Raw genomic sequence first — 15,891 nt, forward strand, 5'->3', positions numbered from 1 at the left:
GTGAAGTTGACCCGCAAAAACGGACACCTATCCTTTTACAGGAGGTGCCGAAATGGGCAAGACTCGCACACCGTACCCGGCGGAATTCCGGGCGCAGATGGTGGAACTGGTCAAGGCCGGGCGTACACCGCAGGAACTCGCGCGCGAGTTCGAACCGACGGCGCAGACCATCACCAACTGGGTTGCGCAAGCCGATCGTGATGCGGGGGTGCGTCATGACGGGCTGACCACGGCCGAGCGGCAGGAACTTACGCGGCTGCGCCGTGAGAATCGCCAGTTAAAAATGGAGCGCGACATCCTCTCTCACGCGGCGGCCTGGTTCGCGCGGGAGACGGGAACCGTGCCACCGAAGGGTACGGATTCATGAAAGCGAACCGGGCCCGCTGGCCCATAGCCACGATGGCGCGGCTGCTCGGGGTCTCGACGAGCGGCTATTACGCGTGGCTGATACGCGAGCCATCGCAGCATGCTGGCAGTGATGCACAACTGCTGGCACGCATCCGTACGCTGCATGCGAGTTCGCGCGGCACGTATGGCGCGCCACGCATCCATGCGCAACTGGCGCGCGAAGGCATGCACGTTGGGCGCAAGCGGATAGCGCGTCTGATGCGCATGGCCGGCCTGTGTGGCGCCAGCCGCCGGCGTTGGCCACGTACCACACGGCCGCGTGCGGGGGCACGACGTGCACCCGATCTGGTACGCCGGCACTTTAGCGCCGACGCGCCGAACGTGCTGTGGGTGGCAGATGCCACCTACATTCCAACCGGCGAGGGGTTTCTGTATCTCGCTGTGGTGCTCGATGTGTTTAGCCGGCGCATTGTGGGCTGGGCGATGTCGAACCATCTGTACACGGAACTGATGCTGCGTGCGCTCGACATGGCACTGCTGCAGCGACACCACGAGGGTGTGATTCTGCATTCGGACCAAGGCTGCCAGTACACGTCCATTGCCTTCGGCCGACGTTGTCGCGAGGCCGGCGTGCAACCGTCAATGGGGACGGCCGGCGACGCCTATGACAACGCGATGTGTGAGTCGTTCTTCGGCACACTTGAAGCAGAGTTGCTGTCGTGCGAGCACTTCGCAACTCATGAACAGGCGCGTCGAAGTGTGTTCTCATTCCTGGAAGGCTGGTACAACGTACGCCGCCTGCACAGCAGCATCGGTTATTGCTCGCCGCTCGAATTTGAAAACCTGCATGCGCCACATCAACCGACATCGCATCGCGGGTTGCCCACCGCCGGGCAGCGTCATGGGCGAGAGAGGCGCCCCGCTGCCCGTCCGTGGACAACCCGCTGCTCAACGCCCAATGGAGGCTAAATCACATTCAATCTCTGACTGCAGATCTGTCCGCTGAACCGGGTCAACCTCACCCGTGGGCGATTGCGCGACCATCATGTCGAAGAAGATGCGCGCATCGCCGAGGTAGTCCTCGAGCGTGTCAGTCGCATCGGCGTCCAGGCTGATGAACACGAAGCCCTTGTAGCTTGCGATGCGCGCTTTTTTCAGGCCGCGCGTGGATTTGTCGAAGTCATCGCAGTATTCGCCTGGCGCCTTGACCTTGACCAGACGTCCGTCGCTCTTGTAGCACCACGCATGAAAGGGGCAGGTGAAGGTCGACTGATTGCCCTTGCCCATACGCGTGAGGGTCGCCCCGCGATGCTGGCACGCGTTGATCATCGCGTTGAGCTGACCGTTGCCGTCGCGCGAGATGATCATGGGCTGACGGCCCGCGCGCATCGTCATAAAGTCGTGGGGCTTGGGGATCTCGCTCTCATGGCACGCGTAGATCCAGGTCTTCTCGAAGATGAACTCCATCTCCAGGTTGAACAGTTGCGGCTCCGTGAACATCTCCCGCGCAATACGATAGACGCCCTCTGCCGGACGGAAATCGAGGCATCCGCCAATGAATTCTTGCCATTGCGACGTGTTTTTCTCTGCACTCACGATGGGTTCTCCTCCTGCCGTTGAGCGGTCTTGCGACCGGGTTCTTGATGAGCTGGATTGAATACCCGATGCGGTGCGGGCGCTATCCACCTGGTCGCCGTTCGCTATCCGCTTTTTTTGCCGCCTTTTTTTGCTTTGCTGGAAGCGCCAGCGCGATGCCGCGCAACTGGCCTTGCGCGCGGCGTTTCGCGGCCGCGCCGAAAAAAACGGATAGTGAGTGTCCAATAGACGGATAGCGCCCGCGCGGGCCCGCGTATCTAATGCCGTCAACGCCCAAACATGCCCATCGGGGCGACCGACACCGAGCTCTAGCGCCTACAAGCTCATGTCCACCGGATTCCACGTACATCATTGAGCTTCTTCCATGACCGCAACGACGATTGAACGTATCGAAACCCGCCTCGTCGATCTGCCGACGATTCGCCCGCACAAGCTCTCGGTCGCGACCATGCACGGGCAGACGTTGATGCTGGTGAAGGTGTATTGCGGCGATGGCGTGGTCGGTATCGGCGAAGGCACCACGATTGCCGGGATGGCTTACGGCCCGGAAAGCCCGGAGGCCATGAAGCTGGCAATCGATGCTTACTTCGCGCCGGCGATGATCGGCCAGGATCCCACGCGCGTTCAGGCGTTGATGGCCCACCTCGGCAAGCTCGTCAAGGGCAATCACTTCGCGAAGAGCGCACTCGAAACTGCGTTGCTCGACGCGCAAGGCAAGCGCCTTGGCGTGCCCGTGAGCGAATTGCTGGGCGGGCGCCGCCGCGAACGGCTACCGGTTGCGTGGACGCTGGCGTCCGGCGACACGGCGAAAGACATCGCCGAAGCTGAATCGATGCTCGAACTACGCAGGCATAACGTGTTCAAGCTGAAGATCGGCGCAAGGGAGCCGAGGACCGATATCCGTCACGTCGCCGAGATCAAGAAGGCGATGGGTGAGCGCGCGGCAGTACGGGTGGACGTCAACATGGCCTGGAGCGAGACGCAGGCGGCATCGGCCATCCCTGCGCTGGCTGACGCGGGCTGCGAACTGATCGAGCAGCCAGTGGCCTCTGCCGCGGCGCTCACGCGCCTGATGCGCCGCTTCCCGGTGGCGTTGATGGCCGACGAAATCCTGCAGAGCCCGGAAAGCGCGTTCGAGATCGCGAAGAACGAGGGCGCCGACGTGTTCGCCATCAAGATCGAACAAAGTGGTGGACTGTTCGCCGCCCAGCGCGTAGCCGCGATTGCCGATGCGGCCGGTATCGAGCTCTATGGCGGCACCATGCTCGAAGGCGCGTTCAGCACGGTCGCCTCGGCGCATCTGTTCGCGAGCTTCGCCAACCTGCAGTGGGGCACCGAACTGTTCGGCCCTCTGCTGATTACCGAAGAGATCCTGACCGAGCCGCTGGACTATAGAGACTTCGCCCTGACCGTGCCCAATGGGCCCGGCCTCGGCATCGAACTGGACGAAGCGAGAGTCAAACGCTTCACGCGCGATGGCCTCATGAAAGTCACCCGATAGTCCCTACCCCTGACAAGAGGACGCTGGACCATGCTTTTCCACGTACGAATGGATGTGAAGCTTCCTGCCAACATGCCGGCCGATGTCGCTAACGAAATCAAGGCGCGCGAGAAAACGTACTCGCAGCAGCTACAGTGCAGCGGAAAGTGGCGCCATATCTGGCGTCTTGTCGGCGAGTACGCGAACTACAGCATCTTCGACGTTGGGAGCAACGCGGAGCTGCACGACCTCCTGAGCGCTCTACCGCTGTTCCCGTACATGGAGATTGAAGTAACCCCGTTGTGTCGCCATCCGTCGTCGGTGCGTGACGGCGACGCGTGAACCGGAACTGCTGGCGTTTTAAAGGATGCACCCACCCGCGTCATTCCCCCCCAATACCAACTGGAGACAGTAATCATGAGCGTAAGAGTATTCGAAACCAAGGAAGTACAGGAACTGCTGAGAGCAGCCACAAATATTGATAGCAACGACGGTAATGCACGTTTCAAGCAGATCGTCCACCGCCTGCTGGGCGATCTCTTCAAGGCCATTGACGATCTCGACATTACGCCGGACGAAGTCTGGACCGGCATCAATTATCTGAACAAGCTCGGCCAGGACGGTGAAGCGGCACTGCTGGCCGCAGGCCTTGGTCTGGAAAAGTATCTCGACATCCGCATGGACGCATCGGACAAGGCGATCGGCATTGACGGCGGTACACCGCGCACCATCGAAGGCCCGTTGTATGTAGCGGGCGCGCCGCTACGCGATGGCGTTTCGAAGATCGACATCGATCCCGACGTCGATGCGGGTCCGCTCGTCATCCACGGCACCGTCACCGGTCCGGATGGCCAGCAGGTCGCTGGCGCCGTGGTCGAATGCTGGCACGCGAATTCGAAGGGTTTCTACTCGCACTTCGACCCGACGGGCGCGCAAAGCGACTTCAACCTGCGCGGCGCGGTCAGAACCGGCGCGGATGGCAAGTACGAATTCCGCACCCTGATGCCGGTCGGCTATGGCTGTCCTCCCCACGGCGCGACGCAGCAACTGCTGGACGAAATCGCCCGTCACGGCAACCGTCCTGCACACGTGCATTTCTTTGTCACAAGCGACAGCCAGCGCAAGCTGACGACGCAATTCAACATCGAAGGCGATCCGCTGATCTGGGACGATTTCGCCTATGCCACGCGTGAAGACCTGATTCCTCATGTCGCGGAAAGGTCCGGCGGTACGGCGTTGGGCCTGAAGGCCGACACGTACAAGGACATCGAATTCAACATTTCCCTGACCCCGCTGGTCCAGGGCAAGGATAACCAGATCGTCAATCGCCTTCGCGCTTCAGCCACAGCGTAATTGGCCGAGCCGGCGGCGGCGCCGCAACGCTGCCGCCGGTCAGTGTAGCGAATTGGCCGCTGCTACCCGCGAGACGCGGCTAGCTGATAAGCCGACGTACGAAAGTCGACCGTAGAAGGTGTGGGATCGGCTAAATGCCGGATGTGTGGCTAGCTGTCCAGAAGCGCTGAGGAGTATGCGCAACGCCCACAAATCATGCGTTTAATCCAGCGGCATCAAAAGATGAAACGGCTATTGCGCTGCCGCGTCGCCCGGTTCCGTGTATAGCGGGTTTGTGCCCGTCAGGAACCAGGTGTGCAGCGTACCTATGCCTTTCGCTTCAATCTCGCCTCGCTCCTCAAACAGAAAACGATCACCGAGAAGGCTCCGCGTGGCGTCGGTAACCTGCACACGCCCCGCCACGCTGTGGGACTCCATTCGACTGGCGGTGATGACTGCAGCGCCCCACAAGTCATAGATGAACTTTCGCCTGCCGATGACACCCGCGACCACAGGTCCGCTATTGATGCCAATACGCATTTGGAGGCTGTAGCCGTGGCGCCGATTGAATCGCGCAAGCGCATCGATCATATCCAGTGACATATGAGCTGCCCTCCCTGCATGGTCAGGAGTTGGGCCTGGCAGCCCACATGCTGCCATGTACGAATCACCAATCGTCTTGATCTTTTCAAGGCCCCAGTGGTCGGCGATGTTATCGAATTCGGCGAAAATCTCGTTGAGTAAAGCGACGAGTTGCTCCGGATCCATGAGCGCGGAAAACTGCGTAAACGCCACAATATCAGCGAATAGAACTGTGACATCCGTAAAACTATCGGCGATGATTTCAGGAATACTGTCGGCGATGAGGTCTGGGCGCGCTTTGAGCCGTTCAGCGATCGGATAGGGCAGCAGATTGAGCAATAGCCGCTCCGACATTTTTTGCTCGACAGCGAGCTTGTCATAGAGGCACTGGAGCTCGTCGCGCTGGCGCTGAATTAACTCCCAGCTCGCCTGCAATTCCTCGTTCTTACGCCTGATCTCGGCTTCGGCGCGTTTTTTCTCAGTGATATTGCGGCCCTCAGGAAGGAGAAATACGACATCACCGTTTGAATCTTTGATCGGCAAAATCGAAAAATCAACGACGATCGTTTCCGCACCCGCTAACTGACCGTAGACTTCGAAATCGCAGCGGACGAACTCGCCTTCACCAGCGCGGTGGATCAGTTCCCGGAGCAAGGCCTGTGTCGGCCCCGAAACCACCCACCAACGCGCCTCCCAGAACGGTTTACCACGAATGTCATCCAATCGTATCCCGGCGGCTTCAAGCGCAGCATGATTGATCTCGAGCATTGTCCCGTCCGTATCCAGTAGACCTACGAACTGATACATCGCGTCAAACATGATGCGCGCTAACTTATTCCGCTGTGTCTGGAGGTCATCGCCTGCAGAGAGCGTCACGTCGCCCACCCGAAATTCCGCCACGTCGGAGAATCTCCGCAGATGGTTCGCGGCCATGCGTCACCTCTTGTGCCTTCGGTATCCGGTGCAGCGCTTGCTCACCGGATTGCCTTCAGCATGCTATCGATCTGATGCCCCAGTGTACCCACTCGCGCAATGAAGATGCGGGTATTGGTATTTTCATACAAATATGATGCATGCGCCGCGCGCGCTCGAACTCCAGCTCAACATCATCTTTAAGCCACCGGCACCGTCGCGGTTTGTTGGCTTTTGCACCGGGCCTGCTCCGGTTCCGGTGCACCACATTCGGATAGAGGGGAACACGACCTGCACGCCGCGGGCCGAGAACTCTTCCCATCAGCAGCGCCTGGTGGGCATATTTGCGCGCCAGCCGGTCCGGTGACGGGCCCATCGCAGATTTGCGCATCGCTTACCTCTCTTGATGATCGCTTGCCTGGCCGCTACAACCCGTGTCACGGACGGCTGCGCCGTTGAGCGTGCTTCGATCGGACTGATCTGCTCGTACGCCTTTTGCAATTGTTCCTGGGCGTAGCGGTTCGGCTCAAAGGCCAGACGGAACAGCTTCTGGACCACGGCGCCAGACACTCCCTTGGTCCCACTTTAGGCGGCAGTTTGCTCTGTTGTTGGTGGCGTCGTGCGTTTCTTCCGGCCTCGGTCATTGGTTTCTTCAACGGGGCATTCCAGCCACATCATGATCAGATGCAGCACGCGCCGTCGCGCGAGCGATCCCTCGCATCACTCTGTAAGGAGATCGAGTTGATCGGCCACGCAACAAGAGATGCCAACGGACGCCGTTGTTGTGAAGTGGCAAAACTCGCCGTACTCGCTGGACCTGGAGCACATTACATTACTGGCGGTTTCACGAGCTGAATTGTGTCTCGAATGACCGATCCTGAAGGTAGAAGCGACGTTCGAATGCCTACGCCGCGGCTCCTCTCAGTGACCGCGATTGGCCGCATCCGGAAGCTCGCCCCCGTCCCATCGACGCGATGCTCCGGCTTGGAAACTCATTACATCGCGGGCCGCTTACAGTGCTGGGTTTCCGCTAGCGGGACGATCATAGTCGATTCGGACACAGACGTGCATGGCGCTGGGGGGCAGGTGACCGAGCGCTGACGGGCTGCGGTATCATCGCTGCCGTGCTCAAGTGCTCTCGGACGCACCTGCAAATGACCGAACCGAACTATCAGGAAATCCTCGAACGAATTCATCGCGATATCGAACCGTGGCGCACCGCCGGCCGTGTCGCGGACTACATTCCCGAACTCGCCAGAGTGCCCGCCGGGCGCTTCGGCATGGCGGTCGTTACGCTCGACGGCCGCGTCTTTTCGGTCGGCGACGCGCACGCGCGATTTTCCATCCAGAGCATCTCGAAGCTCTTTGCCTGCACGCTCGCTTTCCAGTTGATCGGCGACGCACTTTGGACGCGCGTCGGCCGCGAGCCGTCGGGCAACGCGTTCAATTCACTCGTCCAGCTCGAAGCCGAGCGCGGCGTGCCGCGTAATCCGTTCATCAACGCGGGTGCGCTCGTCGTCACCGACGTCCTGTGCCGCCGCTTCGTCCGCGCCGAGACGGCGCTCATCCAGTTCATGCGGCGCCTGACCGGCGTCGCCGATCTCGACTACGACCTCCGCGTCGCCAACTCCGAGCTTGCGCACGCTGAACGCAACCGCGCGATGGCGCACTTCATGGCGAGCTTCGGCAACTTGCAGATGCCGCCTGAGACCGTGATCGACGCCTACTGCCGCCAATGCGCGATCGAGATGAACTGCGTCGAGCTGGCGACTGCTTCCCTCTTTCTCGCCAACCGCGGCGTCGCGCCGGTCTCGGGCGAACACATCCTCGACGCGAGTTCGGCCAAACGCCTGTCTGCCCTCATGCTGACATGCGGCACGTACGACGCTGCCGGTGACTTCGTGTATCGCGTTGGGCTGCCGGCGAAAAGCGGCGTGGGCGGTGGCATTGTCGCGGTGCTGCCGGGGGAGATGGCCGTGTGCGTCTGGTCGCCCGGACTCGATGCGAATGGCAACTCGCTTGCAGGCGTCCAGGCACTGGAACGGTTGACCACGCTTACCGGGCGGTCGATTTTTTGAGAGCGCAGGAAGCTACCTAAGCTAACAGACCCGGCGCAACATTTCTTGCTCCGTCTCACGCTCGTCAAGCGACTCAACGTGGCGTGGCACGATGACGTGCGAGGAAGCGGTCCAATTGTCCCGCAAACGCTTTGCTGTCGTTTGCGGCGTAAGGTGTTGGGCCGCCCGTCTCGACGCCTGAGCTGCGCAACTGATCCATTACCTCGCGCATCGTAAGACGCTCCCGGATATTCTCACGGCTAAACCAGGTTCCGCGCGGATCGAGCACGTGAGCGCCCTTGTCGAGGGCGGCTGCGGCAAGAGGTATGTCCGCCGAAATCACGAGGTCGCCGTCCCGGACCAGGTCAACGATACGGTTATCGGCAGCATCAAAGCCCACCGGCACTTGTAGTGCCCTGATAAATCGGGAAGGTGGCGTTCGCAAATACTGATTCGCGACCAGCGTGACGTACACTTCGACACGCCGCGCTGCCCGAAACAATATCTCTTTAACGACAACTGGGCAGGCGTCTGCGTCGACCAGCACTTGCATCGAGGTGTTTCCGATAGAGGGAGGGAGCAATCATATTACTGCTCGCACCCGTTTGAGGAGAACTCTAACTTCGCCCTGCGCATGGTTGTCGGGTCGTCAGCGCCCACGGCTCGCTGCTGTTGAGCCGCAGTCGTTCGGCAGGAGCCGGACCCACATCGGCCGCTCCTGCTGACGGAATGGGTGGCTGCTTCGGAGGTCTTCGAGACTTCGCGTAGTCCCCGACCGCATTCAGCCTCGAGGCGCCGAGAGCGGTGTGTATCTGCTGGATACGCAGGGCCACGTACCACCAGTCGATCCGACGATCGATGTTGCGTTCAAGTCGACTGACTGGACGGAGATGCGGCGAGTCCCTTTCGACTCCCGGCCTCCTTTCCATCTATCAGTAGTTCATCCCCTGGTCGGAAGTCGGCCGGGTGCAAGGGTTTACCCCTACAATACATTTTATTTAATTCTAGATAATCTTTCTAGAAAAGGACCCACGGAACAGATGGACCGCTGACGAGCGGCCAGGTCGCCGATCGACACGCTATGGAGTACTAATCAGCCTGTCATCGGTTGATCGGCTGCTCTGACGAATACTGACATTCGAAATGTCCCCAGTGTCGATCACTTCCATAAGAGACGCCGCACGCATTTTTCAACCGCAACGCAGTTCAACAAGAGGCTCAAGCATATGAAATTTCAACTTAAACCCCTCAACGCCGCGCTGACTCTCGCCTGCATCGTCATGGTCTACGGTCAAGCCGCTCTCGCCGACGTGACCGTGAAGATCGGCAGCGCCGCCCCGCTGACCGGCAACATTGCCCACATGGGCCAGGATGCCGCCGATGGCGTCAAGCTCGCCGTCCAGCAAATCAACAAGGCCGGCAATCTGGTCATCGGCGGCCAGAGGGTCGTCTTGGAGGTCGATTCGCTGGATGACCAGGCCGATCCCAGGACCGGTACGAATGTCGCGCAGAAGCTGGTCGACGACGGCGTCGTGGCCGTGATCGGCCACCTGAACTCCGGCGTGTCCATCCCCGCTTCCAAAATCTACCGCGATAACGGCGTCACACAGATCACCCCGGGCTCTACCAACCCGCAGTACACGCTGCAAGGCTACAAGACCGCCTTCCGCGTGATCGGCACCGACGCCCAGCAGGGCCCCGCCCTGGCCAAGTACGCCCAAAATCAGAAGGTTAAGACGGTCGCCATCGTCGACGACGCCACGGCGTACGGCCAGGGCCTCGCGGACCAGTTCGAGAAGACCGCCAAGGCCGAAGGCATCCAGGTGCTCTCGCGCGACGCTACCAATGACAAGGCTACTGACTTCAAGGCGATCCTGACCAAGATCAAAGCCGAACGCCCCGACGCCATCATGTATGGCGGCGAGGACGCCACCGGCGGTCCCTTCGCCAGGCAGGCCATGCAGCTGGCAATTCGCGCCAGGATTCTGGCGGGCGACGGCGTCTGCACTACCGACCTGGCCAGGCTGGCCGGCGACGCCGCCGACAATCTGGTCTGCTCGGTCGCGGGCGGCGATCTGTCCGCGATGGACGGCAGCGCCGCGTTCGGCAAGGAACTAAAGGCCGTGTACGGCCACGATCCGGTGGTCTACTCGCCGGTTGCGTACAGCGCCGTCTACGTGATCGTCGATGCCATGAAACGCTCCAACTCGATCACGCGCGCCGGCATCCTGTCCGCCATGCCCGAGACCAATCTGAACACCCTGATTGGCAATATCCGCTTCGACGAGCACGGCGACCTGAAGGACAGCTCCATCTCTCTCTACAAGTACGTCAAAGGCAAGCGAACCCTGCTGGAGGTCGAGAAGATGTGATCGAAGCAGGCCTGACGCGGGAGTCTCCAAGCCCCCGCGCCCGCACCGCACCCGGTCGATCTTTGCTGAAATCTTTGAATGGCCGCCGTACCCGGGCGGCGTTTCTCCCGTGCGCTCGGCAGGGGCACTGCAAGTGGTGCAGTTAACGGTTCGAAGTGCGTTTTATAAATGTTATTGTCGATCTCCGCCACGCCGTCGTCGCAGTAATCGATGAGTACCTGCCACTGGTTGAGGAAGTAACTGATTGCTTTCGCCGTTTCGACTTGCAGCGAGAGAGTCGAGACGCGATCGCGCAACCGCCGCTGCTAGTCGTCGAGTAACGGGTCCTGTCAGCCGCTATCGCACACGCGTAACGCTGGCGGTTGACCTTAGGGAGATTGAGCCGTTTGAATATCCGCGACGCAATGGGAGTTATCGCGGCTCATATTGGGGTATAGCTCGACGGTCTACGCCTACGCACATAGTACGGCGCTCAAACAGGCCTCACCTGGACGAGGCCCCGGTCAGCGCTAAGCCTTTTCGCTGCGATTGGCACGACCAAGCTCGGCTATGAGCCGAATTCGTGCCTTTGATGCGTTCAACCCGTCATAACCTGCCGTAGTCAGGCCGAGGTTGTGGGCGTGGCCATAGGCATATTTGGTTACGGCTGGATTGACCCGGAAACCATGGGCGCAGCGCGTCGATAGCACCACAGGGATATGCCGTGCGGCTTCGCTCAGAAGTCTCTCTGACTGCGCGGAGAAGCCCCCTGCGCCCTTGCCTGCCACGACGATACCGTCGAGATTGGAGATATCCGGGAAGCCAACGAGTAACCCGAAGGTCTCCATGACGATCGCAACGCGGGCGCCGAGATCGGATACATCGAGATCCGCGTAACTCTCGTCAACTAGTCCCGATCCTGTGAGCGTGACGATATCGGCCTCGATGGAGCCGCGGATCGCTGTTTCCGGTCCGAAGGGCTGAATGGCCTGGGGCCATACCTTGACGATCGAGACCGGATCGAAAATCCGTCCCGCGAAGGCAACGAGCGCGCTCGCGCCCTGCGGCATGGCCCGTGCCAGATTTGCAGAATCTGCCAGATTGCGCGGACCATCTGCATTGGCATTGCCACCGGGGATCGCAGCACCGGTCAAAACGACAGGCCGGTCGCGATCAAAAAGCAGAGCGGCGGCATAGGCGACATCTTCCATTGCGTCGGTGCCGCAGCACATCACGAAAGCTTCGCTCTCTCGATCCTGCCGCATGACATCACGAGCCCGGCATAGTGAGGCGAAGGTCAGATCGCAGCTATCGACAGGATCGATGTCACGTCCAATCCAGTCTGCCTGACCGCTCAATGTGATCAGATCGCGTGCCAATAAACGCTTGATCGTCCCGTCGACCTGATAGCTTTCCGTGATGGTGCCGCCGCAATTCAGGAGTCCGATTTTCATTAGAGTTGGCTTTTAGACAAGAGTGTCGAGAGTTTCCCGCCGGAATATCAATGCCAGTACCGTCATAACGAATTGGATAAGGTCTTCCGGCTGCGTGATGTTGCGATTTCGCCCGCCAGGATACGGCCGGTTTCAATTTCGTCTTTCATGTCACCCCACTGCCGCGCCGATCTGGCGACTTTGCTGTCTGTCATCTACGAAGGGCGCCGCTTTTTGCCGGATGGCCCTTAGTGGCCGAACACGGCGGCCTTGGGCTCATTAACCGAGTACATATCCGCGATGGCTCCGGCGTTCTTGATACCTGTGCCTGTCAACAGGACAACCGTCTCCTCTCGCGCCCGAATCGCCCCGACCTGTGCAAGCCGATCAAATCCTGCAACTGCAGTCGCCGAAGTCAGCTCCGGCAGAAGGCCTAGTCGCGCAATTCGCCTGAGGGCTTCGATGATGGCCTCTTCTTCCACAGCCACAGTCGTGCCGCCCGTCCCTCTAACAGCGTTGACCACTTGCGCGAGCCGTAGAGGATGGGCGATGGCCGTCCCCTCGGAGACTGTCTTTCGAACCTCGCGCGGAACGGGAGTCGTGACGCCGGCCTGGAAGCTGGCATCGATGGGGGAGCAGTTCAATGGCTGGCAAACGAAGAGCTTGGGCATTTTGTGAATCTGACCCGCCCGCATCAGTTCCGAGAACGCCAGATAACAGCCGAGTGCATTGCTGCCCGCGCCTGCAGGCATGACGATGTTGTCCGGCGCCTGGAAGTTGAGGTCCTCCCAGATCTCGTAGCCGGCCGACTTGGTCCCTTCGAGAAAAAATGGCTGCCAGTTGTGGCTGGCGTAGAAGATGCTCGCGGACTGCCGGACCGCCTCATCCTCACACGCCTGTCGAGGCCCGTCGACGAGTTGTACCTCCGCCCCGTAGGCTCGCATCTGGGCAATCTTCGCGGGCGACGCATAGGCGGGCGCCAGAATCTTCACGCGCATAGCGCCTGCTGCGCCATAAGCCGCTACCGACGCTCCGCCGTTGCCCGAACTGTCCTCCAGAACGGACGTGATACCTTGTTGCCGTAACATCGAGAGCATCACCGTGGTGCCGCGATCCTTGAAGCTGCTTGTGGGGCTGAACCACTCCAGCTTGAAATGCGGCCGATGTTCGTCCCATGTCTTCTGGATCAGGGGGGTGCAACCTTCGCCCATGGAGATGGGGGCCGCGATCTCGACTGGGAGCGATGCGCGATAGCGCCATTGGGAGCGAAGGTGTCGGTCGATGTCATCCCGGGAAATTCCAGCCAGCGGGGAGATCAGGAGCGGTCTGCCGTCGTCCGAACACCAGCGAGGCGTGCCTAAAGGATAGGTGGTGCCGCTGAGCGGCTCAACATAGTGCGATTTCAATTTTTCCTACTCCTCTTTGGCGCATACCGGATCGCTGCAAGAGCAAGACGATGATGGCTGTGACGTTGCGGGATGTTAGGCAAGGCCATCGGTCGATGAAAAGAGGCCCTTGCGGAGCCGAACGCCGGGCGCCCTTAGCGTCAGCGATTGATCGGCTGAGGCCGCCATCGACGGCCTGCCGGGTGCTCCCGCAGCGACGTGCGATGAAGGCGAGGAGCATGCACGCTGCGAGTCATCATCGCGGATCATCCGGATTCTGGGTTCAGGCCAGGACAGCGATCACCAGGGCCACGCCACGGTGACTCCGAGGCCAAGCTTGGTGGCGCGGCGGTGGATCAGTCGAGCGACGGTCAAGTCCTGCAAGGCCAGGCCGGTCATGTCGAAAACGCTGATATCCGTCGGGTCGCGCCGCCATTGGGCACGGCCCGTGACCAGGTGTCCCATCTCGACGGAAGGCGTCTGCGGTGCCCATTGCAGTTCTCCAAGCTCGCGGGCCTGCTCGAGGTCATCAACGACGATCCGGGCTCGATCGAGGACGCCCACGGGAAGCTCGCGCTTGCCTCGGGTGTCCGCGCCGACGCAGTTCAAATGCGTCCCGGCGCGGAGGGCTGCTTCATCGAAAAGTGGGCCGCTACCGGTCGTCGCGGTGATAACGACGTCACTTTGGGCGACCGCCTCCTCCGCATTCGCGGCGCATCTCAACATGCATTGGTCCGCAAACAAAGATTCAAAGTCTGCCTGCGGTTCCCGATCCAACGAGACGTAATTCACACGCGTCAGCGAAGGTAGCGTTCTGAGCGCAAACGCGAGCTGTGCCTTCGCCTGAATGCCTGTGCCGAAGACCGTGGCCACTGCGCTGTCCTTGCGCGCCAGCAGGGAAAGCCCCAAGGCGCCAGCCGCGGCGGTGCGGGCCGTGGTAATGGCGTTGCCGTCGATCACGCACATGGGTCGCCCGGTGGCCGGATCGAACAGCAGCACGGTGGCCTGATGCGCTTCGCCGCCGAGTGTCCGGTTCATGGGCCAGAAGCCGGCCGCCTTGAACCCTAGCAGCTCCTGGCTACCGACGTCCCCGGACTTGATACCGAAGATGCCGCCTGTGGTCAGCTTTTCCCGCACTACCGGGAACACCCGGCCCGCACGCTGTCCGTGCAGTTCGAAAGCCTCGCGCACAGCCGCGATCACGTCGTCCGGTATGAGCAATTGCTCGACGACATGCTTGTCGACGAGAAGGAGAGTGGCGTCACTTGGCATCGCTGTACACCGTTGCGCGAGAGACTCCCAGGTGGACGGCAATGGTGTCCATCGCGCGACGGACCTCGAGCAGGCCGGCCGCCTTGAGCTCCTTCAGGAGCGAGCGGCGGTCGTCCGGCTTGAGCGAGCGCGGTGTCGACGCCATGCGTGCGGCGAACTCGTCGATTCGGCTGCGAATGAGGTCGGCGCTGGCAGGATCCAGCGATTCCCTGGCAGGCGTGGTGCCCTCGACCGCCATGAACCTGCTCAGCATGTTCTGAAACCCTCGGAACAGCGTGAGGTCGACGTTCATGCACAGCGCGGCGATGTAGTTGCCCTTTGAGTCCTTGATGCCGATAGAAGTGCTTTTCACCTGTCGGCCATCCGAGAACTGGTTCGGATAGTTGGCGATGATCTGCTCGTAGGTAGGGTCCATGATCCGCGCAAGCCCGAGTTCGGTCGCAGGCTGTCCGACTTCTCGACCTGACAGATTGTTGTGGATTGCAAGCACCGCGTGCTCCGGGTCGAGGAGGTCATGGACGACGACCTCGGTAAATGGGGCGAAGGTCTGTGCCAGCCCTTCGGCGACCTGCTTGATCTGCCCCAGCAATAGCTGCTGTTCGGGAGTCTTCTTCGGCATGTTGGCTCCAGTAGTTTTCTTTGACATGCCGGGCAGTTTGGCCACTATTAGAACATTTGTCAAACCCCTAACAAACCGTCTAACCGAAAATTACGAGCGTGGGTTCGGTGAGGAGCTTCCAGCGCCTGATGGATCGGTGCATGCATCACACATGTTCGTCCACGCTCTAGTGGATTCCTCTGACCTAAGGCAATGCTGATTAAGTCCACCGCTTGTGCGCATCAAGCGTTATAGAGTGCACAAGCAACGAGAAAGGCAAAAGGCAATGAAGCAGCAGACGCTCGCAATGGCCGCGGATCAAGGCGCGGGGTTTGAGACCCGACGCAAACGCACGCGACGCGACGAGTTTCTTGACACGATGAACACGATCGTTCCGTGGACCGAACTGTGCGCGGTAATCGAGCCGTACTATCCGAAACGCGGTAACGGTCGACCGCCGATTGGTTTGGAGCGCATGCTGCGGATTCACTTCGTGCAACACTGGTTCAATCTGGCCGACTTCGCTTGCGAAGAGGCTTTGTATG

Annotated in this window: 12 protein-coding genes and 3 pseudogenes; 7 read left to right on the forward strand and 8 right to left on the reverse strand. The window is 60.5% G+C overall.

The window, feature by feature from the left end; genetic code table 11:
* Positions 1–52 precede the first annotated feature (52 nt).
* Positions 53–1,197, forward strand: a pseudogene (locus tag BMW76_RS38790) (IS3 family transposase); the annotation flags it as partial.
* A 162-nt stretch (positions 1,198–1,359) separates the two neighbouring features.
* Here the strand turns inward: BMW76_RS38790 and BMW76_RS38795 are convergent.
* Positions 1,360–1,944: pseudogene (locus tag BMW76_RS38795) on the reverse strand (Rieske 2Fe-2S domain-containing protein); the annotation flags it as partial.
* A gap of 364 nt (positions 1,945–2,308) precedes the next feature.
* Here BMW76_RS38795 and BMW76_RS38800 point away from each other — a divergent pair.
* From BMW76_RS38800 to catA, 3 genes are all read left to right on the forward strand, one after another.
* Positions 2,309–3,445, forward strand: a complete 1,137-nt coding sequence (locus BMW76_RS38800) for a muconate/chloromuconate family cycloisomerase (RefSeq protein WP_090873999.1) — start codon at positions 2,309–2,311, stop codon at positions 3,443–3,445.
* A 30-nt stretch (positions 3,446–3,475) separates the two neighbouring features.
* Entirely contained in the window at positions 3,476–3,766 is a 291-nt protein-coding gene (catC, locus tag BMW76_RS38805; protein ID WP_090874000.1) for a muconolactone Delta-isomerase, read from the forward strand.
* A gap of 75 nt (positions 3,767–3,841) precedes the next feature.
* Positions 3,842–4,777: a catechol 1,2-dioxygenase gene (gene catA / locus BMW76_RS38810; RefSeq protein WP_090874001.1), complete on the forward strand. Its 936-nt coding sequence runs from the start codon at positions 3,842–3,844 to the stop codon at positions 4,775–4,777.
* Between the two features lie 231 nt (positions 4,778–5,008).
* Here catA and BMW76_RS38815 read toward each other — a convergent pair whose 3' ends face one another.
* Positions 5,009–6,271 carry an adenylate/guanylate cyclase domain-containing protein gene (locus tag BMW76_RS38815; RefSeq protein ID WP_090874002.1) on the reverse strand — a complete coding sequence of 421 codons (1,263 nt, stop codon included), beginning with the start codon at positions 6,269–6,271 and terminating at the stop codon, positions 5,009–5,011.
* Positions 6,272–7,404: 1,133 nt separating this feature from the next.
* On the opposite strand from BMW76_RS38815, the gene BMW76_RS38820 reads away from it, so the two are divergent.
* Positions 7,405–8,328 carry a glutaminase gene (locus tag BMW76_RS38820; RefSeq protein WP_090874003.1) on the forward strand — a complete coding sequence of 308 codons (924 nt, stop codon included), beginning with the start codon at positions 7,405–7,407 and terminating at the stop codon, positions 8,326–8,328.
* A gap of 73 nt (positions 8,329–8,401) precedes the next feature.
* Here the strand turns inward: BMW76_RS38820 and BMW76_RS38825 are convergent, their stop codons facing one another.
* The gene (locus tag BMW76_RS38825) at positions 8,402–8,860 is read right to left on the reverse strand and encodes a YaiI/YqxD family protein (RefSeq protein WP_090874004.1); all 459 of its coding nucleotides are present in this window, start codon (positions 8,858–8,860) and stop codon (positions 8,402–8,404) included.
* Positions 8,861–9,533: 673 nt separating this feature from the next.
* Between BMW76_RS38825 and BMW76_RS38830 the strand changes: the two genes are divergently transcribed.
* Complete coding sequence (locus BMW76_RS38830) at positions 9,534–10,679, forward strand: branched-chain amino acid ABC transporter substrate-binding protein (protein WP_090874005.1); 1,146 nt, start codon at positions 9,534–9,536, stop codon at positions 10,677–10,679.
* A gap of 167 nt (positions 10,680–10,846) precedes the next feature.
* Here the strand turns inward: BMW76_RS38830 and BMW76_RS42370 are convergent.
* The 5 genes and pseudogenes from BMW76_RS42370 to BMW76_RS38850 form a co-directional block, all read right to left on the reverse strand.
* Positions 10,847–10,975: pseudogene (locus BMW76_RS42370) on the reverse strand (IS66 family transposase); the annotation flags it as partial.
* A 213-nt stretch (positions 10,976–11,188) separates the two neighbouring features.
* Positions 11,189–12,112 carry an asparaginase domain-containing protein gene (locus BMW76_RS38835; RefSeq protein ID WP_090874006.1) on the reverse strand — a complete coding sequence of 308 codons (924 nt, stop codon included), beginning with the start codon at positions 12,110–12,112 and terminating at the stop codon, positions 11,189–11,191.
* Positions 12,113–12,339: 227 nt separating this feature from the next.
* Positions 12,340–13,497, reverse strand: coding sequence for a threonine synthase (locus tag BMW76_RS38840; protein WP_090874007.1), 1,158 nt, complete (start codon positions 13,495–13,497; stop codon positions 12,340–12,342).
* Between the two features lie 279 nt (positions 13,498–13,776).
* The gene (locus tag BMW76_RS38845) at positions 13,777–14,748 is read right to left on the reverse strand and encodes an ornithine cyclodeaminase family protein (protein WP_090874008.1); all 972 of its coding nucleotides are present in this window, start codon (positions 14,746–14,748) and stop codon (positions 13,777–13,779) included.
* Positions 14,738–15,367, reverse strand: a complete 630-nt coding sequence (locus tag BMW76_RS38850) for a helix-turn-helix transcriptional regulator (protein ID WP_090874009.1) — start codon at positions 15,365–15,367, stop codon at positions 14,738–14,740. The genes BMW76_RS38845 and BMW76_RS38850 overlap by 11 nt, the downstream gene beginning before the upstream one ends.
* A gap of 265 nt (positions 15,368–15,632) precedes the next feature.
* Here BMW76_RS38850 and BMW76_RS38855 point away from each other — a divergent pair.
* On the forward strand, positions 15,633–15,891 hold a 259-nt coding region (locus BMW76_RS38855; RefSeq protein ID WP_143062449.1), incomplete at its 3' end, for a transposase.

This window comes from Paraburkholderia diazotrophica (genome assembly GCF_900108945.1).
Lineage (GTDB): Bacteria > Pseudomonadota > Gammaproteobacteria > Burkholderiales > Burkholderiaceae > Paraburkholderia > Paraburkholderia diazotrophica.

Coding starts and splice junctions, on each gene's coding strand:
- BMW76_RS38800 (WP_090873999.1), top strand. CDS start 2,309: ATGACCGCAACGACGATTGAACGTATCGAAACCCGCCTCGTCGATCTG.
- catC (WP_090874000.1), top strand. CDS start 3,476: ATGCTTTTCCACGTACGAATGGATGTGAAGCTTCCTGCCAACATGCCG.
- catA (WP_090874001.1), top strand. CDS start 3,842: ATGAGCGTAAGAGTATTCGAAACCAAGGAAGTACAGGAACTGCTGAGA.
- BMW76_RS38815 (WP_090874002.1), bottom strand. CDS start 6,271: ATGGCCGCGAACCATCTGCGGAGATTCTCCGACGTGGCGGAATTTCGG.
- BMW76_RS38820 (WP_090874003.1), top strand. CDS start 7,405: ATGACCGAACCGAACTATCAGGAAATCCTCGAACGAATTCATCGCGAT.
- BMW76_RS38825 (WP_090874004.1), bottom strand. CDS start 8,860: ATGCAAGTGCTGGTCGACGCAGACGCCTGCCCAGTTGTCGTTAAAGAG.
- BMW76_RS38830 (WP_090874005.1), top strand. CDS start 9,534: ATGAAATTTCAACTTAAACCCCTCAACGCCGCGCTGACTCTCGCCTGC.
- BMW76_RS38835 (WP_090874006.1), bottom strand. CDS start 12,112: ATGAAAATCGGACTCCTGAATTGCGGCGGCACCATCACGGAAAGCTAT.
- BMW76_RS38845 (WP_090874008.1), bottom strand. CDS start 14,748: ATGCCAAGTGACGCCACTCTCCTTCTCGTCGACAAGCATGTCGTCGAG.
- BMW76_RS38850 (WP_090874009.1), bottom strand. CDS start 15,367: ATGCCGAAGAAGACTCCCGAACAGCAGCTATTGCTGGGGCAGATCAAG.